This window comes from Collinsella sp. TF09-1AT, assembly GCF_003436895.1.
Classification (GTDB): Bacteria; Actinomycetota; Coriobacteriia; order Coriobacteriales; family Coriobacteriaceae; genus Collinsella.
Map to the genome: position 1 here is coordinate 25,511 of NZ_QSRC01000002.1, position 20,612 is coordinate 46,122.

Genomic DNA, 20,612 nt, shown 5'->3' on the forward strand with positions numbered 1-20,612 from the left:
CAACGCGCCACGAGCTGTCGTATCATAGTGAGGTTTAAAAGTATGTGGCTCAAGGCGATCGCGAGGCTTGCCCCGCAAACCGACCGCTGCCGCATACCGCACCGTACGCCCAACCGATCAGGAAGGCAGGAACCAATGGTCTCTCGTATTTACGTGGAGAAGAAACTCGGGTTCGACGTCGAGGCTCAGCAGCTCAAGGGCGAGCTGAGCGAGATTCTCGGCATCAAGGGCATCGAGGCTCTGAGGATCATCAACCGCTACGACGTCGAGGGCATCGATGAGGAGCTGTTCCGCTCCTGCGTGCCGACCGTCTTTAGCGAGCCCCAGGTCGATGTGACCTACAACGAGCTCCCCGCAAGCGATGGCGCCGTCTTTGCCGTCGAATTCCTGCCTGGCCAGTTTGACCAGCGCGCCGACTCCGCCAGCGAGTGCGTGCAGCTCATCAGCCAGGGCGAGCGCCCCGCCGTGCGCTCCGCCAAGGTCTATATGATCTCGGGCGCCCTGGACGAGGCCGCCATCGATGCCATTAAGCACTACGTGGTGAACCCCGTCGAGGCCCGCATTGCCTCACTCGACCTACCCGAGACGCTGCACATGGAGACCCCCGAGCCTGCGCCCGTCGAGGTGCTTGACGGCTTCCGCGAGCTCGACGAAGCCGGTCTTGCCGCCTTTATCTCCGAGCGCGGTCTTGCCATGGACGAGGCGGACATCGCCTTCTGCCAGCAGTACTTCCGCGATGAAGATCGCGACCCCACCATCACCGAGATCCGCGTGATCGACACCTATTGGTCCGACCACTGCCGCCACACCACCTTCGGTACCGTCCTGGATGACGTGACGATCGACGACGCCGTGGTGCAGCAGGCCTTCGACCGCTACATGGAAATGCGCCACGAGCTCGGTCGCGACGCCAAGCCCGTCTGCCTCATGGATATGGGCACCATCGGCGCCAAGTATCTCAAGAAGACCGGCGTCATGACCGATGTCGACGAGTCCGAGGAGATCAACGCCTGCACCGTCAAGGTAAAGGTCGATGTTGATGGTGAGGACCAGGACTGGCTGTTCCTCTTTAAGAACGAGACCCACAACCACCCGACCGAGATCGAGCCCTTCGGCGGTGCCGCCACCTGCGTGGGCGGCGCCATCCGTGACCCGCTCTCGGGCCGCAGCTATGTGTACCAGGCCATGCGCGTCACCGGCGCCGGCGACCCCACCGTCCCGGTTTCCGAGACGCTCGAGGGCAAGCTCCCGCAGCGCAAGCTCGTGACCACCGCCGCCGCCGGCTACTCCAGCTACGGCAACCAGATCGGCCTTGCCACCGGTCAGGTCAACGAACTCTATCACCCCGGCTACGTGGCCAAGCGCATGGAGGTCGGTGCCGTCGTGGGCGCTACCCCGGCAAACCACGTGCGTCGCGAGTGCCCCGCCCCCACCGACAAGATCATCCTGCTGGGCGGCCGCACCGGCCGTGACGGCATCGGCGGCGCCACCGGCTCCTCCAAGACCCAGAACACCGAGTCCATCGAGACTTCGGGTGCCGAGGTCCAGAAGGGCAACGCCCCGGTCGAGCGCAAGCTGCAGCGCCTGTTCCGACGCGGCGACGCTTGTCGCTTGATCAAGCGCTGCAACGACTTTGGCGCCGGCGGCGTCTCGGTCGCCGTGGGCGAGCTTGCCGACGGCCTGTATGTCGACCTCGATACCGTGACCAAGAAGTACGACGGCCTGGACGGCACCGAGCTCGCCATTTCCGAGTCCCAGGAGCGCATGGCTTGCGCCGTCGCCGACGGTGACGTCGAGGAGTTCATGGGCTACGCCGCCGAGGAGAACCTGGAAGCGACCGTTATCGCCGAGGTTACCGCCGAGCCGCGCATGCGCATGGCCTGGAACGGCGTCGCCATCGTCGACCTGTCCCGCGAGTTCCTCAACTCCAACGGTGCGCCCAAGCACCAGGCCGCCCACGTCTGCGCCCGCAGCGTGTGGCAGCCCAGCTGGGCCGGCACCACGCTTGCCGAGCGTATGACCTCGCTCGTCACCGATCTTAACGTCGCCTCCAACAAGGGCCTTTCCGAGCGCTTCGACTCCACCATCGGCGCCGCCACCGTGCTCATGCCCTTTGGCGGCAAGACGCAGCTCACCCCGAGCTCTGCCATGGTCGCCAAGTTCCCCGTGGACGGCGAGACCACCACGGCGAGCGCCATGGCATGGGGCTTCAACCCCTACCTGATGGAGGCCGACCAGTTTGCAGGTGCCTACCTGTCCGTAGTCGAGTCCATCGCCAAGCTCGTCGCCGCCGGTTTTGAGCACAAGCGCGCCTACCTCTCCTTCCAGGAGTACTTCGAGCGCCTGCGCACCGAAGCCGAGCGCTGGGGCAAGCCCATGGCAGCCGTTCTGGGTGCTCTTATGGCCCAGGTCGATCTGGGTGCCGGCGCCATCGGCGGCAAGGACTCCATGAGCGGCTCGTTTGAGGACGAGGCCGGCGAGCTCAACGTTCCGCCGACCCTCATCAGCTTCGCCGTGGCCGTGGGTCGCGCCGCCCGCGCCACATCGCCCGAGTTCAAGGGCCTGACGCACCGCGTCGTCCGCATCGCCCCCGCCACCTATGGCGAAGACTACCGCCCCGATGCCCAGCAGCTGCTCGCCGCGTTTGACGCCGTCGAGGCGCTCACCGCCACCGGCGACGCCCTGGCCATCTCCACGCCCGGCTACGGCTGCGGCGCCGAGAGCCTCTTTAAGATGTGCGTCGGCAACCAGATCGGCATCGAGCTTGCCGAGGACGTGGACGTGGAGAGCCTCTTCACCCCGCTCTACGGCAGCTTTATCGTCGAGCTCGCAGAGGATGCCGAGCTGCCCGAAGTCGCCGACGGCGTTGTCGTCGAGCCCCTGGGCACCACCGTCGAGGGCTATGTCATCGACACCGGCTCCGAGGTCATCGAGCTCTCCGAGCTCCAGGAAGCCTGGGAGAGCGGCATCGAGGGCGTCTTTGCCTACCGCAGCACCAGCGAGCAGCCCGAGGCCGAGACCATTGACTATCGCGCCAAGGACATCCATGTGTACGGCGGCGCCAAGATCGCCCGCCCGCGCGTGATTATCCCCGTCTTCCCCGGCAACAACTGCGAGTACGACAGCGCCCGTGCCTTCCGCGCCGCCGGTGCCGAGGCCGACACCTTCGTGATCAACAACCTCACGCCCGAGGCCGTTGCCGAAAGCACCCACGAGCTTGCCCGTCGCATCCGCCAAAGCCAGATCGTCATGATCCCCGGCGGCTTCTCGGGCGGTGACGAGCCCGACGGCTCCGCCAAGTTCATCACGGCGTTCTTCCGCGCTCCCGAGGTCACCGAGGCAGTTCGCGACCTGCTCAAGGCCCGCGACGGCCTGATGCTGGGCATCTGCAACGGCTTCCAGGCCCTGGTCAAGCTCGGCCTGGTGCCCTACGGTGACATCGTCGACGCCACGCCCGACGCGCCCACGCTGACGTTCAACACCATCGGTCGCCACCAGAGCCGTCTGGTGCGCACCCGCATCTCGTCCAACCTGTCCCCATGGTTGTCGCAATGCAGCCTGGACGACCCCTACACCGTCGCCATCAGCCACGGCGAGGGCCGCTTTGTCGCCAATGACGAGGTGCTCGCCCAGCTAATCGCCAACGGCCAGGTCGCCACGCAATACGTGGGCGAGGACGGCAAGCCCAGCATGGATCTTTCCGTCAACCCCAACGGCTCCGCACTCGCTATCGAGGGCATCACGAGCCCCGACGGCCGCGTCCTGGGCAAGATGGGCCATGCCGAGCGTCGCGGCGACAACCTGTACCGCAACGTTCCCGAGCATGTCCCCGGCGATAAGTTCATGCCGATCTTTGAGAGCGGCATAGCCTACTTCGCCTAAAGACGTTCCCATCGGGTACAATCCCTTCGGGTAACAACACCCGCCGCCGGCACCTCCGGTGGCGGGTTCTTTTTTGCTTCGCGCATACAGGAAGGACATCATGGAAAGCCGCAAGCCGCATCTCGCCACCCTGCCCGGACTCATTCTGGGCTGCCTTATCTGCTGTGCGCTCTGGGGATCGGCTTTCCCCTGCATCAAGATCGGTTACGAGCTCTTTGGCATTCCCGCGCACGATAGTGCCTCGCAGCTGCTCTTTGCAGGCTTGCGCTTCACGCTTGCCGGCGCCCTGGTCATCGTTGGGATGAGCGCGGCGAAGCGCCGCCCACTCATCCCGCAGGCTCGCGACATCAAGCCCATCTTTGTCTTGTCGCTTTTCCAGACGATCGGGCAGTACTTCTTTTTCTACCTGGGACTCTCGCGCGCCAGCGCCATGTCGAGCTCCATCATTGAGGCCAGCGCCAACTTCCTCGCAATCCTCTTTGCCGCTCTGGCGTTTCACACCGAGAAGCTCGATACAGCCAAGGTGCTTGGCTGCGTGTTGGGCTTTGCCGGTGTAGCGCTCGTCAACCTTTCGGGCGCGGATGGCACCTTTGGCTTTGCGCTCGACGGCGAGGGCTTTATCCTGGCTTCCACCGTTGCGGGCGCCCTGTCGACCTGCCTCATTGGCATTTTCTCGCGCGAGCATGACGGCGTTTTACTCGCCGGCTGGCAGTTTTTAGTCGGCGGTCTGGTCCTTACCGCCATCGGGCTTTTGATGGGCGGCGCGCTATCCCCCACCAAAATCGTCCCCGCCATCGCGCTCATCATATATATGGCACTCATTTCCGCCGTCGCATACTCGCTGTGGTCTCGCCTGCTCGCCGTCAACCCCGTCAGCCGCGTTTCGGTCTTTGGCTTTATGAACCCGGTCTTTGGCGTAGCGCTAAGCGCGCTGCTGCTCGGCGAGGGTGCTGGCACAAGCCCCGTTACCGTCATTGTGGCCCTGTTCCTGGTCTGCGGCGGCATCATCATTGTCAACAAACCTAAACAGGCCTAACAAGCCAGGCCCTTGCATATGCCGCACCTGCAGCGGACATTCGCGTGGTCGCTTTTTTCTAGCGTATCTGGACGCCGGCTTTTTTCTTCTCGTGCTTTACGCGGTAGAGCTCCGCATCGGCAGCGCGAAGCAAATCTTACCAGGTATCGACACCATCACCCATCCGTGCGTAGCCGATAGACATCCGCAACAGATACGGCACCTCGGTACGCGCGAGCTCGTTGTTGATTGCCTCGCACAGGCGCATGATGTCCTGCTCTGCTATCGCCTTTTGGAGCACTACGAACTCATCGCCGCCATAACGTGCGATAAAGCCACCAGACGCCGAGCAGACATCTTTGGGCGCGGTGGAGATGAGCTGAAGAGCGCGGTCACCCTCCACATGTCCGTAGCGATCATTAATCTGCTTAAAGCCATCAGCGTCCATCATGAGCAGATACACATCGCCCGTATGATCCGCATTCGAGAAGAGCGACAGCATATAGGTCTCAAAACGGTTTCGATTGTTGAGGCCAGTCAACGGATCGGTCGAGATCAGCTGCTCCTGGCAGACGATGTAGAGCAGCAGCATGCTAATCATTATGCCGACACAAAGCCCGGGCACCGAAAACACGACCTGAAAGGTGCCGCCCACCAGGGCCGGAATGGCGAAAAATGCCAAGGTTCGATAGATGGCCTTCTTTTGTAGACTCTCGACCCTGCGCGATTGCACAAACGCGTGCAGGGACGTATGAATAACGTAGCAGTAGCTGACGATGGGCTGGATCATATAGGCAAAGCAGCGATGATACACGCCCTGCGCATCGATATAGAACAGGGCGTGCGTCCAGCAGCTCGTAAACGCCAGCACGACCACCAGCACCGTAGGCAACGTTACGAGCGCCACCTTATAGCGCGCGGTCAAAAGGCGAGAGCCCTGCACTGTCTCGGAATAGATAAACCAAATGAGGCACGCGATGGCAAAGAGTGAAAACGAAACCGCGTTGGAAATCCAGTTGGCGGCAATGCCCAGCGTGCCGTCCACACCATCCGAGAGCGTCCAGATCATATCGAATAATATTTACGCGGCAGAGGTATAGCCGAGCATGCTAAACAATAGCTGCTGGGTACTCGAGAATAAAGAGCGACGGCTTCGCGCGGCAAGCCCGATAAGAACAATCATGCAGAGCAGGAATATCTCAATCTTGAGTGCCTTAACCACTAGACGCCATCCCTTCAATATCCAAGTGGTCAGAATCGCCCGATTCGGGTCTGGGCAACAAACACCCCTACCCGCAGGGGTAAGGGGAATAGTAGCAGAGCGTCCGAACATTACTGCAAGACAGCTTCCGTTCGGACGCTCGAGCGGCGCGAATTGCGCGCCGGCATCATTGATGAATGATGATTGCTACTCGCCATAGATGTCGGTCGCGACGGCTTCCTCGATGGCCTCGACACCGGCGGGCGACAGGTCCTCCTTGCCCTGGCAGAACTTCTTATCGACCCAGCCAGTAAGAATCGGAGCCATGATCGCCGTGATGATAACAGCGGTGGCGATCTGGGCGTACGCGGCGGGCGCAAGCTCTGCATAGCGCGGCGCCACCTCGGCAAGAGCAACCGGCGTGGTCATAGCCGTGCCGGCGATGGTGGAGCAAGCCACGGCGGTCTTGCCGTTACCACCGCACAGGCGCTCGAACGCAAAGGTGATGGGACCGACGACAAACAACGTAACAAGGCCCAGCAAGATGCCGGAAATGCCACCAGTGACAAAGCTCGACAGGCTCATGGATGCACCAAGCTGAAATCCGATGACGGCAATCGCGGGATTGGTGCCGGGAACCAGCAGGTTCTTGATAAACGGGAAGAGGTTGCCCAAAACCATACCGATGACAAGCGGCAGGATGGAGCCGACGATGGTGCCCAGCGGGATGTTAGCAAGACCAGAAACGCCCAGGATGATCATGGTGACGGCGGGGCCGGCCGTAAAGAACAGGATGCCCACGGCGCCCTGCTCGGACTCATCGCCAAACTCGCCCATGATGCCCGTATAGAGCGCCATGTTGCAGAAGGTGATGCCGCCGATAATGGAGACCGAGCTCAGGCCCAAAAAGTTGTCGTTAAAGAAATACGCAACGCCCAGGCCCAGCGCGGCTGCCACCACAAGCTTAGGGATCAGTACGACGACGCCGGTCTTGATAGCGCCCGGCGTGGACTTAAAGCTGATGCCGGCACCCACGAAGAGCAGGATCGCGGCGACGATGGTATTGGAACCGCCGCGACAGGCGGCGGTAAAGAAGCCACCGATCTCGAAGACCTGCGGGCAGAAGGTATTGAGCAAAAGACCGACGATCATCGGGTAGATCATGATGTCGCCCGGGATTCGCGGTACTTTGAATTTCTTTTGCTCGTTGGCGGTCGCTTCCTGTGCCATGAAACCCCCATTTCCGTTGACGGGACACAAAAGCCCACGTCATACTTTGCTACAGTAAAGTTTGACCATGGTACCAGAAGAAGCAGACAGGCTCGGTGAGAAATTCGATTCGCAAAGTCGAGACGGTAAACGCGCCCTGCTCTTATACGAGGCTCAAAACGATATAGAGCACGATGCCCGAGACGCAGCACCACAGCATCGACTTTGTCTTGATTGCCACCGCCACGACGCCGGCAGATGCGATCCAGGGAATCAAGCCCTGCCACAAGCCGGCATCGAAAGCGCCGGGGCTTATCAGGTCGTTAGCGACTAGCGCCGCAAAGGCAGCGGGCGGAATATAGCCCAAGGCCTCGGTAACGCGGGGTGAAAGCGTTCTCCCACGCAAAGCAAACGCCGGGGCAATGCGGAAAAACGCGATGGCCGCCCACGACGAAAGCCACAGGACCAAAAACTCGTTAACGGGCATCGCGAGCACCCCTTCCTTCGGCGAGGGCATCGCACACGAGCGCCGCGGCAACGCCGACGAGTACGCTTACCGGCACGGCGACATTCGTCCACCCCAAGAACTTGCATACGGCGACGGATGCCGCAGCCAAAACGGCAGCTACGGCATTGCCACGCGACAGTCGCTGCGAAAAGAGCAGGCAGATAAAGAGCGATGTGCAGACAAAACCTGCAAGAGCGGTGGGGACATCGACAACGGCACCGACAACGGCGCCCGTTGTGCACGAAACGCCCCATGTTGCGATGAGGATCACGTTGAGCGCAAAGGACTCGCGCGGACCCCAATCCTGCCCCTCAATCAACTTGGCAAGCGAGATGCCATATGCCTCCTCGGTGAGCGTCGCGGCAACGGCCAGCGTCTGACGCTTCGAGGCGCCCGCCAGATGCGGTGCGATCGATGCCGAGTAAAGTGCAAAGCGCGAGGAGATTGCGGCGACGCTAGCGACGATCGATGCCGCAGGCACGCCCGCCAGCCACAGGTTGCAGACCATAAACTGTCCGCAGCCCGTCACAAACGTGCTGCTCAGGGCAAAAACCATCCATGGTTCCATCCCCGCCTGCGCCATAATCATTCCGCACGGCGCACCTATCGCAACATAGGTAAGCATCACCGGCCAGACGGTTTTTAAGATCTTGAGCACCATAACGTTCCTCGTCCCGACAAGCTGTCCGAGCCGCATTCAACGACACGGCAGAATCATCGCCCGGCAGCAACCGACATCACCTACAATTGCCACCGGATCGAAAGATACAGAAAGACACAACTTTTTAGGAAGTCATTATGACAGCTATCGATCGTGTGCGGGCAGCTGCGGCCTTTAAGACCTATACCGATGCCTACGATGCCGCCAATCCACGTATCGCACTCAAAATCGAGCATACGTACCATGTTGCCGAGGCATGCGATGCCGTGGCACGTAAACAGGGTTGGTCACCGCAGGACATTGACCTGGCGTGGCTGTGCGGACTGCTGCACGATATGGGTCGTTTTGAACAGCTGCGGCGCTGGGACACCTTTAAGGACGCCGAGAGCATGAGCCATGCAGCGCTGGGCATCGAGGTCCTCTTTGGCGAGAATCCCGCCGATGCACCCGCCGTAACGAGCATCCGCGACTTTATCGATGACCCGGCAGAAGATGAGCTCATCCGAGCGAGCATTGCTTATCACAGTGATTTCCGTCTACCCGCGCAGCTCGACGAGCGCACGCGGAGCTTCTGCGATATCGTGCGCGATGGCGACAAGATCGACATTATGCGCACCATCGCCGACAGCACTGTCGACACTATCCTCAAAGTGGATGAGGACGCGTTTGTAGCCAGTCGCTTCTCGGCACCGACGCTGGCCGCCTTTGACGAGCACCGCTGCGTCGCACGCGATGAACGCAACGAGCCCGCAGACTACCTGGTGGGACTCATCTGCTTTATGTTTGAGCTCGTCTATCCGACAAGCCGTGCGCTGGCGCGCGAGCAAGGCGATATCTATCGCCTGCTCGACGCGCCCTTTGGCATTACGCGGCCCTTTATCGACCCCACCACGCAGGCAACCTGGAGCCGCCTTAAGGACGAGCTGCGCCGCTGGCTGGCAAGCGCTTAGCACTCGAGCTGAGCCAGCAACTCCTCAACGACCTCGACGGCGTTTCCAACAACCTTGTACTGGGCGGCGCCAAAGATGGGGGCATCCGGGTCCTCATTGATGGCGATAATGCACTCCGCCCCACCGATGCCGGCGAGATGCTGGATAGCACCCGAGACACCGATGCTCACGAGGAGCTTGGGCGAGACCGATACACCCGTCTGGCCAATTTGATGGCGATACTCCAGCCAGCCGGCCTCCACCACGGGGCGCGTGCAGCCAAGCTCGGCTCCCAGAGCCTCGGCAAGCTTTCGCATCAGCGGTAGGTTTTTCTTGGAGCCAATGCCGCGGCCCACCACGACCAGACGCTCGGCATCGGCAATTGAGGCCTGCTGTCCCCACTCCTCGGCGGGAATCGAGATCTCGACACGGGCCTTAGCATCATCCGCAAGCGATATCTGGGTGATCGTGCCGGAACGGCCGTAGTCGAAGTCGGGAGCCTTAAAGATACCGGGGCGCACCGTTGCCATCTGCGGACGGTGGCTGGGGCAAATGATGGTGGCCATCAAGTTGCCACCAAACGCCGGGCGCGTCTGCTGCAGCAAGCCCGTCTCCGCATCCATCGAAAGCACGGTGCAGTCGGCCGTGAGGCCCGTCTGCAGGCGCACGGCAACGCCAGGCGCCAGCTCGCGGCCAAACGCGGTCGCGCCGTACAGAATTGCCTCGGGCTTGCGCTCGGCTACCAAATCACAGATCAGCCGGGCGTAGACCTCCGCGTCGTTCTGACACAGGCGCTCGTCGCGACAGACTAGGACCTCGTCTGCACCGGCGTAAACCAGATGCTCCAGGTCACCGAGAGAACCCTCGGGGCCCATACCGACCAGTGCGACCAGACGGCAGCCGCGGGCATCGGCAAGCTCGCGCCCCTTGCCCATGAGCTCGTAGGCCACAGGAGCCACGGTGTCATGCTCGTCAGTCTGTACGAAGACCCAAATGTCTCGATATGCGTCAAGGTCCACCGCGCCGGCGGCCTCGTCGCGCTCAATCGAGATAGCGTTGACGGGGCAGGCGTCGACGCACCCGCCGCACAGGATGCAGCCGTCGGTTACGTGGGCACAGCGATTGGGGCGCTCGCCCTCCACCACAATGCCACCCGAGGCGCAGGCGCGAACGCAGCGGCCACAGCCAACGCAGGCCTCGCTATCGATTATCAGTCCGCCCATCTATGCCATCTCCTCGATAATCTTGGCAAGTTTTACCGCCTGCTCGGACGCCGTTCCCTCAACGGCCTCGCACGTTTGGTCACGGTCGGGCACAAACGAGCGCACGACCTGCGTCGGTGATCCGGCAAGTCCGCAACGCGAGGGATCGGCGTTTACGTCGGCAGCGCTAGCCACGCGCACGTCTGCATCCTCGGCCGCGCGAATACCGGCAATACTCGGCATGCGCAGCTGGCCAATCTCCTTGGCGGTCGTCATCGCACACGGCATCTCCAGGTACACCGTCTCCTCGCCGGCATCGCAGCCGTGGACGAGCGCCAGCGAGCCACACGTCGTAAATCCCGCACTCTGCACACAGCTCACGTCGGTCACGCAGGGGATCTCAAAGGCGCCGGCCAGCTCGGGGCCAATCTGGGCCGTATCGCCGTCCACTGCCATCTTGCCGCAGATGAGCAGGTCAAAGTCCTCATTGAGTGCCTCGATACCGCATTTGAGGGCATAGGTGGTGGCTAGGGTATCGGCACCCGCAAAGGCTCGGTCGGTCAGCAGCAGCGCGTCGTCGGCACCGCGGGCGATGCAGTCGCGCAGCAGCGATTCGGTCGCGGGGATGCCCATCGACACCACCGTCACACGCACGTCCATGCCAAAGCCGATAAAGTCGTCCTTCAGCGCCAGCGCGCATTCCAGAGCGCTTGCATCGAACGGGTTAATGACCGCCTGCTTGCCATCACGCACGATAGTATTGGTTTTGGGGTCCATCCTGACCTCGGTGCTTCCGGGCACCGCCTTGACGCACACCACCATATGGAAATCACTCATCTTCACGCGCCCCCCTTCTGGACGAGTCCATCCAAGAACTTCTCCGCAAACAGGTTGCCGCGACCCAGCTGGCCGGCAGGATCGAGCTGGAGTTTGAGACGCGCCGACTCGACCATGGCCTCGTGGCCGTACATCGTCTCCAAGAAGCCCGCCTTGATCTTGCCGACGCCGTGCTCGGCAGAAACGGCACCGCCCATGGCCGTGACCTCGGAAGCCCACTGGGCAAAGAGTTCTCCACCGCGACGGTAGTCTTGCGCATCGCGCGGCAGGATGTTCACATGCAGATGGTTGTTACCGATGTGACCCCAGGCGGCAGATTCAAGCCCACTTTCGGCCAACGTGCGACGATAAAGGGCGATGACATCGGCCAAGTGTGCATTGGGCACCGACATGTCCGAGCCCAGCTTGGTGATGGTAGGATCCATGCGGCGGCGCTCGTCGATAAGCATGTTGACGCTCTCGGGGACCGCATGGCGGAAGAACCGCTGGCACTCGCGATCAACCTCGGTGCGCGCGACCCATGTCGCATCGTCGCGGCCGCCCGCAAGCTCCAGCACCCATCCCAGGTGGTACAGCTCCTCGGTCGCCTGGGCCTCGTCATCGCAGTCGAGCTCCACGTAGACACAGACCTTGGCCTCTTTGTCGAGCACCGGCAGCGAGGCAAACGCCGTCGACTGCTCGCGCTGGCGACGCAGAATATCCAGGGCGCCAGCATCGAAGTACTCGATGGCAGCCGCATGGGACAGGACAGGGCGCACGGAATCGGTAAAGGACACGGCCTTGTCTTCGCTATCGAAAAAGCAGCTCACACCCCAAACGACCGCAGGTGCCGCTTGCAGGGCAATCTCGAGCTCGGTGATAACGCCGAGCGTGCCGCAAGCGCCGATAAAGAGGTCGATGGCGTCCATATCGTCCGCAACAAAATAACCCGAGGCATTTTTGGTCTTGGGCATGGTGTAGCCAGGAAGATCGAGCTCGAGTGTGTGGCCCTCTGCCGTCACGAGCGACAGGTGGCGGCCCTGGGCAAAAGCCTCGCCGCGCTGAAGCTCAAGCAAATCGCCATCAGCCAGCGCGACGTGGAGTCCCGTGATATGCGGGCGCATGGGGCCGTAAGCGTAGCTGCGGGCGCCGGAGGCGTTGCATGCCGCCATGCCGCCCAGACAGGCAGATGCCTCGGTGGGATCGGTGGGAAAGAACTGCTCGCGGGCCTCTTGAAACTCATCGTAGGCCTTAAGCGATGCCTGGTCCCAGCCAGCGGCCGGCAGTACCTTCTTGCCCAGCTGCTTGCGCAGTTCCGAAAGCACAACGCCCGGCTCCACGCGCAGCAGAAAGCGGCCTTGTTCATCGCGGCGAAGGCCCAAGTAGCGATTCATGCGGGAAGTATTGAGAATGTGACCGCCATGAGGCACAGCGCCGGCGGCAAGACCGGTCCGGGCGCCCTGAACCGTCACCGGGACACGCTCGGCATGGAGCTTTTTCAAAATGGCGCGGACCTCGTTCTCCGTTGTCGGAAACGAGATGCTTGAGGCCTCGCCCGATGTGCGAGACTCATCGCGGCCATACTCTTCGAACTCGTCGGTGAAGGGTTTGATGGTTGCAGACACGCGAACTCCCCCTTTAGCTAACTACAGTGTTTGCAGGGAGATGTTACCGCATCGTTTCGTCGACGTGTTCGAGACCGTCTCCATAATTGGCGTTTTTTACGTTCGTGCAATTCGGCGAACGGCAAGTCTTCCTCGACAGACGATGCTTTTAACACATATGGCCACGCCGTCGCCGATTGCTCGATTGTCGCTCGAAAAAAGTTGAAGTAATTTTTGCTGCCTTTTACCTGCGGAGAAACCAATCCGTCAAGCATTTGGTCAGAAATTGGTCAAGTTGCGACTGATAGGGTCGGCGTCGACAGCCAAAACCGATAGAAGTTTTGGCCCAAGAGCAGGGAGGTTCCCATGGCATATTACTGGCCCCAGTACGGCGTCGCCATCGAGGTCGACGACGATCCCTATCTCCTGCCTTTCGACGAAGAGGCGTTCCCCGATACGGCGGTCTACCATGTCACCACCGATGTTATCTGCGACCCCGAGTCGTTCTCGGCGCTCGCCCACCACATCGCGCGTATCCACGACATCGAGCTCCCTCACGACTTCGACGAGCTCATCTACTCGCGCCGCCTGATGCTTCACATGCTCTTTGGAGCGGACCCGTCCACGTTCGCACGTGTCTACACCACCAAGGATGCCGCATGAGTGCGAAGAAGCCGCCCCGCCTCGCAGGACTGGGACGTCGCAAGAAACTCGTCGTTGTCTGCCTGGCTATCGTCTGCGCCCTCATCGCCGTAGGGCTATACGCCTGGCAGTCGCAACCCGTGCCCGAAGCGGGTGCCTCAGTCACGACGGCAGAGGGTAAATCGCGCCAAGAAATCCAAGATGAGCTCGATGCCATCGTCCGCGACAACATGATGACGATCTCGGTCGCGCCGGTCGCTCAGCTGCAGGAGAACGGCAAGCTGCGCATCAACGTGCAAAACGTCCAAGACAATAAATTTCCCCAGCGATTCCGCGTCATCCAAAACGACGAGACCATGTACGAATCCGGTGTGGTCGAGACCGGCAAGACAATCGAGACGTGCCCCGCCGGCAACATCAAAGAAGGCGAAGCATACATCGAGATCCAGGCACTCGATGCAAAGACCCTCGACAGCCACGGCAATCCGACACGTGTCAAGGTACGGGTTGAGCAAGCCGAGAACTAGCTTTCCGGCCGACGCGGCACCGCACGCAATTCACCGGCATTTGTCCAATCATCGCGGGGACGGCCCGCGGCGAATAGAAAGGAACGACCATGGACATCACCAGGAACATGAACGGAGCCAGAGCGCTCGTCGTGGGCGCAGGGCTCGCGCTCGCGCTCGCAATGGGCGCCGCCCCGACGCCAGCTATGGCAGCCGGGCGCGTTGGAACCACGAAGGTAATGGTCAGGACCGAGATCGACAACGTTGAGTTCAAAGTTCCGACGGTTATTCCCTTCGTCGCCAAGCCCGACGGCACGCTTCAGGGCCCCTCAGAAGACGCGACCACCATCGACAATCATTCGGCCTACGGCATCCATGTCACCAACATGAAGATCGACGCCATGAACACCTGGACCATTGCCGCCGACGCCAAGGCCGGAACCGCGCAGAACTCCATCGACTTTAAGGTCGGCCCCGACGGCGCACTCCAGAACGCTAGCACCGCAATGCAGGAGACGGGCCTCGATCTTTCCAAGAATGCAGCCTTCGACATGGGTTACCAGGGCATTGCCGGTGGCACGGACAAAATTAAGCTCAAGACAAGCGGAAACGTCGCCCGCGTCACGCGCGACATCTTCCGCGTAACCGGCGAAGGCGATCAGGTTGCAACGATCACCTGGACGGTCGAGCCCGGTGCGCACACGGCATAAGGCCGTCGCCCTGGCCGCCGCCGTCAGCATCCTAGCATTTGAGCCAGCCATGGCCTTTGCCCAGCAAGAACAGGCACAGGCCGCCACGCAAGTGACGGTCGACCTCTCGGAGCTCGACCGTGGCGACCGCGAGGAACCGTTGGCGCAGACAGGCGACAGACGATGGCTCTTGGCAGCAGGCGCCACAGCAGCAGGCGCGGGGACCGCCGGCCTCGGTCTGCACATCAAACGCAGCCAGAAACAAAACACGGACAGGCCGCACTAAATTAGCTAAGGAGACCCCATGGCATCGAAGAACCTTTTGCCCGTCGTCGCACTCTGCGGCGCGCTCGCAACCGGAACGCCTGTCGCCGCCTGGGCGACTCCCGTCATGGCGGACTTCTTACCGGCAGCCCTAAGCCCCGCACCAAACCCGTCGAGCGCCATTGCGTGCAAGCGTTTTTCGTTCGCACAGGCTGCAATCTCAACCTCGGGATGCCTTCGCCGTAATACGGACGGCTCGATAGTCGTGGATATCAATCGTTCGAACAAGGCAAACGGCTCCCAGGCGGGGTGCGCCGTCTGCACGTGGCGCTCGGTTGTGCTCGATGCAGATGGCGATCCATGCAATTTAGAGCTGCGCATCGACATCGCTTCGGTCGATGACTCGGCGAACGGAGCGAAGGTCGCCTTCGACGGTGCGTTTTTCGAGAAAGGAGGCGGTATATGTCTGGGCTGCGCCGCCGCGAATGCAGACGACACGCAGCCCACCCTCTCATTCACGGCATCGTTGCGGCTGACCAAAGCCGGCACCGATGCCATCGCGGCGGGAGAAGCGTCCCTGCTGTTCTACGCCGTCAGCACCAAAGACACAGATGCTCATTTCGAGAAGCCAGCCGGATCACTCAGCCTTACACGAGGGATAGAAGCAGGCCCTATTGAAATCGATGCCCACGCGCAAAGCAGGCAACGCATTCTTGCCGACCCGGCGCTTCTCGAAATGGAGTGGAACGGATCCGGAGCCATCGGAATTCTCCCCTCCGCGCTTGACGCCAAGACGCTCTCCTCAAACGACGAACCCATCAACGCAACCATACAAGAAGAGAGCGCGGACAAGGAAGCGGGTGCGGGCGACACGCCGTCGCCGACAAACAGCGTCCCAGCTTCTTTCGAAGCACCGAATGAGCCCGCTACCGATCAAAACGATCCCGAGCTCGCGGACAGTCTGGGGCTTGCTGATCCTCAAGAGATCGATGAAGGTAACTGCTGCGTGCTTGCCGCGCTCGACCACACGGAGGTCATCGACGCTGCGAACATCGAAGTTGCCGCCGCCAATCAGCCCGTCCGCAAGTCGGCCATCATCGCATTTCCTGAATCCATCGAAGTCGTCTTTTTGCCATCGGGCGAGGTCGTGGCCCCAACACTGCTCACCTTGTTGGGCGCCAAGAATACTCGAAACGAAATTAAAAAGGTCACGGTTGTCGACCCTGCAACCACCGCTAAACTGCGCCTATACGCCGTTGCCCCAGACGGAGGCAAGACCTTGGAATTCGATGGCGACACACTCCTAGCCTGGCGACGTCTGGACATTATGCAAGACGTCTCGTATCAGATCGAACTCGAAGGGTTTGATCGTGCCCGCGATGCCAATATCATCGCCGCGGCTATTGAATCCCCACAGCGGCTTATGACACTGCGCTTTGACTACTATCCCTATGTCCCGACAACCACCTGAGGCTTAAATACTGCGCATCATTCCTAATACCACTTATATAACGTATTAGATGAGTCGCGATGTGCCTCGCATTCCATTCTGCTACGATTGCCACGTTGGCATCAATACAGGAGGGCTCATGCCGGGCTTGGGAACAATCATCAACGTTGTCCTTTTAGTTGCGGGCGGTCTTTTGGGATTAGCGGGCGGTCGCTTTATCACACCGCGTATCCAAGACACGCTCATGAAAGCGTCGGGGCTGTGCGTCCTGTTTATCGGCCTTGGCGGCACCATGCAAAAGATGCTCCTTATCGATGGGAAGGCGCTGGCGACCACTGGTACCACCATGCTCATTGTCTCGTTCGCCCTCGGCTCGCTCATCGGCGAGGCCGTCAACTTGGAGGCCGCCATTGAGAACCTTGGCGAATGGCTCAAGCGCAAAACCGGCAGCGAGGGCGATAACGAGTTCACCAACGCTTTTGTCTCGACTTCACTCACCGTGTGTATCGGCGCCATGGCCATTGTGGGATCGATCCAGGACGGCCTGCTCGGCGACTGGTCAACGCTTGCCCTCAAGGGCGCACTGGACTGCATCATCGTCTGCACCATGACGGCCTCACTTGGCCGCGGCTGCATCTTTTCCGCCCTGCCCGTCGCCTTGTTCCAGGGGACGATCACGCTGTTTGCCGGTGCACTCTCCCCCATCATGACCACGGCAGCCCTCGACAGCCTTTCGCTCGTAGGCTCCATGCTCATCTTCTGCGTCGGCGTCAACCTCATCCGCCCTCAGACCTTCCGCACTGCCAATATGCTTCCCTCCGTCATCATCGCCGTCATCTACGCCCTCCTGTTCTAAATCTATCTACGCAGCGGTATCTCGAACATCTGTTTGATGCTGTGCTATGATATGAGGTCACCGTAGCTGCGTTCGAGAGGAGGAGCGGTGGCCGACCAGGACATCAAGATGCTCATCGAGCGCATTATGGCCGAGGCCCGGACCCATCAGTCCGCCCGCTTCTCAAACGAAATCTACGCAGACGAGCCGATTCTCAAGACCGGCCGACAGATGCAGAACTTCCTCCCCGACCAATACCGCAAGATGCGTGAGATATCGCGTTGGCAAGAAGACCCAAAGGGCGGCGCGGGCCGTTGGCTTTCGGAGGCCGAGCTTTTCTACCGCCAAGGCCTGCTGATGGCCGACTTTGAGGACGACTGTCCCTACAACGGCACCTTTAAGTCGTACTTTCCCACCTACAACGCCATGAGCGACCGGCAGCTGCGCGGCTACTTTACCTGGCGCGCCCAAGTGCGCCGCGGGAATATTGAGGAGACATCGACCTCGTTTGCCTTTCTGTATCTCTATGAGTTGATTTGCGGCATTGGCGTAGATGACCCGCTCGATGGTTTTAACAAGATCGAGGCTTTTTGGGATGTCTATCGCGCCTTCGAGCCCGGCATCGACAGGTTTGCGCGCGTGTGGCTGCAGGACTACGCCGTGTTCCACAGGCTCGACCCCAAGCTGCTTCGTGACTCTAAAACCGTCATGTTCGATAACGCCCTTATCGAGCTGCGGCGCGCGGCACGAGACCTTGTACCAGCACCGGCACCGTCCGGCCAGCCCCCCAAGCGTCGCAAAACCTCCGAGCCCACGCTCCCCCTTCCGCCCGATGAGGTGCGCGAGGAGCGACTCATGGCCGCTATCAATGCCCTCTCCACGTATAACCTAAGTAACTCGCGGCTCGACCGCAGCCACCACCGCGATCTGCGCCACGTGGCGTGCGCCGTGTATGTCCGCATGGCGCGCTACTATGACACGCACCGAAAGACCGGCATCGTGGCGAGTTTATTTGGGGAGGAGACGGCCATGCCCTACACCATGTTTGCCTCTGCCGTATTCTTTGCGCCCGAGCGCCACGAGGACTGCGAATATCGCCTAGATCCTATCCATATCTACCGTTGCCAAAACGGCTTTTGGGAATGCATGCGTATCCACGGTAGTAGGCAAAAGAGCAGCAAGCTCGGTGAAATGATGCGCGCCTGCGACCAACGCCTGCGCCTGGCGCTGGACCCCGCCCATCCCCTTAAGGAAGAAAAGGTCCCCAAATATCTGGCCAAGATTATCGATGACGAGATTGTGGCATGGCTTTCATGGGACGCCGCACACCAGCCCGTCAAGATCGATATCGATCTGAGTCAGCTGGGGCACATTCGGAGCGCCGCCGCGCAAACGCGCGAGGCGCTTTTGATCGACGAGGAGCGCGAGGACGATGCGCTCGCACAGGTTGACGTGGCGGGCTCCGAGCAGCTGGAAGCCAAGCCCGCGTCCGACGTGATTGCCGAGGCGGTCACGGTGCCCATGGGGCAGGATGATGCCGACGAGCCGACCATATCCACCGACCAGTTTGGTGCCGTGGCGCCGCTTCTCGCGCCAACGCCCACGTCCGCAGCAACTGCCTCCGCTGACGCTGCGAACGAACTCGCACCAGCCGCAGCCGTCTATCTGCGCGCACTGCTCGAGCAGAACGCGGCGCAGGCGGCGTCGGCGGTTGAGAGGTCGGGGCAGAGCGAGGACATGCTCGTCGATCACATCAACGAGGCGCTCTTTGACCTGGTGGGCGACACCGTAATTGAGTTTGGAGCTGCAGGACCGCAGATTATTGAGGACTACGAAGCAGACGTGAGAGGATACCTAGACCATGAGTGATACCGCATCCGCAGCACCCCGCGTGCCCAAGCGCGTCGCCGCCGTCATTCTCAACTCGCTCAAGGGCGGCGTGGTCCCGCGCATCGGCCTTCCCTACATCACCGTAGGACGCGAGGTCGAGATCCGCGCCCTGCTCACCGATCTGAGCCTCATCGCCGACGGTGGCGCGAGCTTCCGCTTTCTGGTCGGTCGCTACGGCGCCGGCAAGAGCTTTTTACTCCAAACCATCCGCACGCACGCCATGGGCGAGGGGTTCGTCGTCGCCGATGCCGATCTATCCCCTGAGCGCCGTCTCCAGGGCGGTCAGGGACAGGGCCTTGCCACCTACCGCGAGCTCATCCGCAATATATCGACTAAAACGCGCCCCGAGGGCGGTGCCCTCAACCTTATCCTGGATCGTTGGGTCGCCTCGTGTGCCGACGTCGACGAGTCGGTCGTCAATGCCCAACTAGCCCCGCTCGAGGAGATGGTCCACGGCTTCGACTTCACCCGCATGCTTCGCCGCTATCGCGCGGCCGTATCCGAGGGAGACGAAGAGGCCATGAGCCGCGTGACCAAATGGATCCGCGGCGAATACCGCACCAAGAGCGAGGCTCGCGCCGAGCTGGGCTCCTCAACCATCATCAGCGATGACGACTGGTACGACTACGTCAAACTCATCGCGCGTTTTTTGGTTTGCAGCGGCTACAAAGGCATGCTGGTGCTCATTGACGAGCTCGTGAATCTGTATAAGATTCCCAACGCCATCACGCGCCAGTACAACTACGAGAAAATCCTGACCATGTACAACGACACACTTCAGGGCAAGGCGCAATACCTGGGCATGATCATGGGCGGCACGCCGACCTCCATCGAGGACCGCCGCCGCGGTGTGTTTTCCTACGAGGCCCTACGCAGCCGACTCGCCCAGGGCCGCTTTGCACGCGAGGACCTTAAGGACATGCTCGCGCCCATCATCCGCCTGCAGCCACTCACCTATGAGGAGCTGCTGGTGCTCATCGAAAAACTCATGCAGATCCATGCCGGCTACTTTGGCTGGACGCCCACGCTTACCGAGAACGACCTGGTGGACTTCCTCAAGATTGAGTTCGGTCGCGTGGGAGCCGATACGCACCTGACGCCGCGTGAAGTCATTCGTGACTTTATCGAGTTGCTCGATATCCTGTGTCAGAACCCCGACGCTAGCGTAGCCGAGTTGCTGCAAAGCGTCGGTGGCGACGCGCTGGCGCCGACAGCCGCAACAGACAACACCGGCACCGCAGGCGGCGACCGCAACTTCGCCGAGTTCACCATCTAACCTGCCAAAAAGGGACAGGTTTATTTTGGTAGG

Annotated in this window: 18 protein-coding genes; 11 read left to right on the forward strand and 7 right to left on the reverse strand. The window is 61.0% G+C overall.

What is annotated here, in order from left to right:
• The first annotated feature begins 135 nt into the window (after positions 1 to 135).
• Both DXC90_RS01815 and DXC90_RS01820 read left to right on the forward strand, forming a co-directional pair.
• The gene (locus DXC90_RS01815) at positions 136 to 3,882 is read left to right on the forward strand and encodes a phosphoribosylformylglycinamidine synthase (RefSeq protein ID WP_117734510.1); all 3,747 of its coding nucleotides are present in this window, start codon (positions 136 to 138) and stop codon (positions 3,880 to 3,882) included.
• A gap of 100 nt (positions 3,883 to 3,982) precedes the next feature.
• Complete coding sequence (locus DXC90_RS01820; protein WP_117734511.1) at positions 3,983 to 4,918, forward strand: DMT family transporter; 936 nt, start codon at positions 3,983 to 3,985, stop codon at positions 4,916 to 4,918.
• Between the two features lie 136 nt (positions 4,919 to 5,054).
• Here DXC90_RS01820 and DXC90_RS01825 read toward each other — a convergent pair whose 3' ends face one another.
• The 4 genes from DXC90_RS01825 to DXC90_RS01840 all read right to left on the reverse strand — a co-directional run bounded on the left by DXC90_RS01825 (position 5,055) and on the right by DXC90_RS01840 (position 8,476).
• Positions 5,055 to 5,966 (reverse strand): GGDEF domain-containing protein, encoded by a 912-nt coding sequence (locus DXC90_RS01825; protein WP_117734512.1) that lies wholly within the window; start codon positions 5,964 to 5,966, stop codon positions 5,055 to 5,057.
• 339 nt (positions 5,967 to 6,305) lie between these two features.
• Positions 6,306 to 7,328, reverse strand: a complete 1,023-nt coding sequence (locus DXC90_RS01830; protein ID WP_117734513.1) for a 2-keto-3-deoxygluconate permease — start codon at positions 7,326 to 7,328, stop codon at positions 6,306 to 6,308.
• Between the two features lie 142 nt (positions 7,329 to 7,470).
• Complete coding sequence (locus DXC90_RS01835) at positions 7,471 to 7,794, reverse strand: AzlD domain-containing protein (protein WP_117734514.1); 324 nt, start codon at positions 7,792 to 7,794, stop codon at positions 7,471 to 7,473.
• Entirely contained in the window at positions 7,784 to 8,476 is a 693-nt protein-coding gene (locus DXC90_RS01840; RefSeq protein WP_158550197.1) for an AzlC family ABC transporter permease, read from the reverse strand. Before DXC90_RS01840 ends, DXC90_RS01835 begins: the two co-directional genes overlap by 11 nt.
• A gap of 137 nt (positions 8,477 to 8,613) precedes the next feature.
• Between DXC90_RS01840 and DXC90_RS01845 the strand changes: the two genes are divergently transcribed.
• On the forward strand, positions 8,614 to 9,426 hold the full coding sequence (locus DXC90_RS01845; RefSeq protein ID WP_117734516.1) for an HD domain-containing protein: 813 nt from the start codon (positions 8,614 to 8,616) through the stop codon (positions 9,424 to 9,426).
• On the opposite strand, the gene DXC90_RS01850 is transcribed toward DXC90_RS01845, so the two are convergent.
• From DXC90_RS01850 to DXC90_RS01860, 3 genes are read right to left on the reverse strand one after another with little or no spacing between them, the layout of a single operon-like run.
• A complete protein-coding gene (locus DXC90_RS01850) occupies positions 9,423 to 10,628 on the reverse strand; it encodes an electron transfer flavoprotein subunit alpha (RefSeq protein WP_117734517.1) in 1,206 nt (401 codons plus the stop codon). The two genes, DXC90_RS01845 and DXC90_RS01850, sit on opposite strands and share 4 nt — an antisense overlap.
• On the reverse strand, positions 10,629 to 11,444 hold the full coding sequence (locus tag DXC90_RS01855) for an electron transfer flavoprotein subunit beta/FixA family protein (protein ID WP_117734728.1): 816 nt from the start codon (positions 11,442 to 11,444) through the stop codon (positions 10,629 to 10,631).
• Between the two features lie 2 nt (positions 11,445 to 11,446).
• Positions 11,447 to 13,048 (reverse strand): FAD-binding oxidoreductase, encoded by a 1,602-nt coding sequence (locus DXC90_RS01860; protein WP_233502105.1) that lies wholly within the window; start codon positions 13,046 to 13,048, stop codon positions 11,447 to 11,449.
• Between the two features lie 345 nt (positions 13,049 to 13,393).
• On the opposite strand from DXC90_RS01860, the gene DXC90_RS01865 reads away from it, so the two are divergent.
• The 8 genes from DXC90_RS01865 (at position 13,394) to DXC90_RS01900 (ending at position 20,579) form a co-directional block, all read left to right on the forward strand.
• Positions 13,394 to 13,690 (forward strand): hypothetical protein, encoded by a 297-nt coding sequence (locus tag DXC90_RS01865; protein ID WP_089573322.1) that lies wholly within the window; start codon positions 13,394 to 13,396, stop codon positions 13,688 to 13,690.
• A complete protein-coding gene (locus tag DXC90_RS01870; protein WP_117734518.1) occupies positions 13,687 to 14,196 on the forward strand; it encodes a hypothetical protein in 510 nt (169 codons plus the stop codon). Before DXC90_RS01865 ends, DXC90_RS01870 begins: the two co-directional genes overlap by 4 nt.
• Positions 14,197 to 14,285: 89 nt before the next feature.
• Positions 14,286 to 14,885 (forward strand): hypothetical protein, encoded by a 600-nt coding sequence (locus DXC90_RS01875; RefSeq protein WP_117734519.1) that lies wholly within the window; start codon positions 14,286 to 14,288, stop codon positions 14,883 to 14,885.
• A complete protein-coding gene (locus DXC90_RS01880) occupies positions 14,869 to 15,150 on the forward strand; it encodes a hypothetical protein (protein WP_117734520.1) in 282 nt (93 codons plus the stop codon). Before DXC90_RS01875 ends, DXC90_RS01880 begins: the two co-directional genes overlap by 17 nt.
• Positions 15,151 to 15,168: 18 nt before the next feature.
• Positions 15,169 to 16,599, forward strand: coding sequence for a hypothetical protein (locus DXC90_RS01885; protein WP_117734521.1), 1,431 nt, complete (start codon positions 15,169 to 15,171; stop codon positions 16,597 to 16,599).
• A gap of 118 nt (positions 16,600 to 16,717) precedes the next feature.
• Positions 16,718 to 17,434, forward strand: coding sequence for a DUF554 domain-containing protein (locus tag DXC90_RS01890; RefSeq protein WP_199406591.1), 717 nt, complete (start codon positions 16,718 to 16,720; stop codon positions 17,432 to 17,434).
• Positions 17,435 to 17,521: 87 nt separating this feature from the next.
• Positions 17,522 to 19,282: a TerB N-terminal domain-containing protein gene (locus tag DXC90_RS01895; protein ID WP_233502106.1), complete on the forward strand. Its 1,761-nt coding sequence runs from the start codon at positions 17,522 to 17,524 to the stop codon at positions 19,280 to 19,282.
• Positions 19,275 to 20,579 (forward strand): ATP-binding protein, encoded by a 1,305-nt coding sequence (locus DXC90_RS01900; RefSeq protein WP_117734522.1) that lies wholly within the window; start codon positions 19,275 to 19,277, stop codon positions 20,577 to 20,579. The genes DXC90_RS01895 and DXC90_RS01900 overlap by 8 nt, the downstream gene beginning before the upstream one ends.
• Positions 20,580 to 20,612 lie beyond the last annotated feature (33 nt).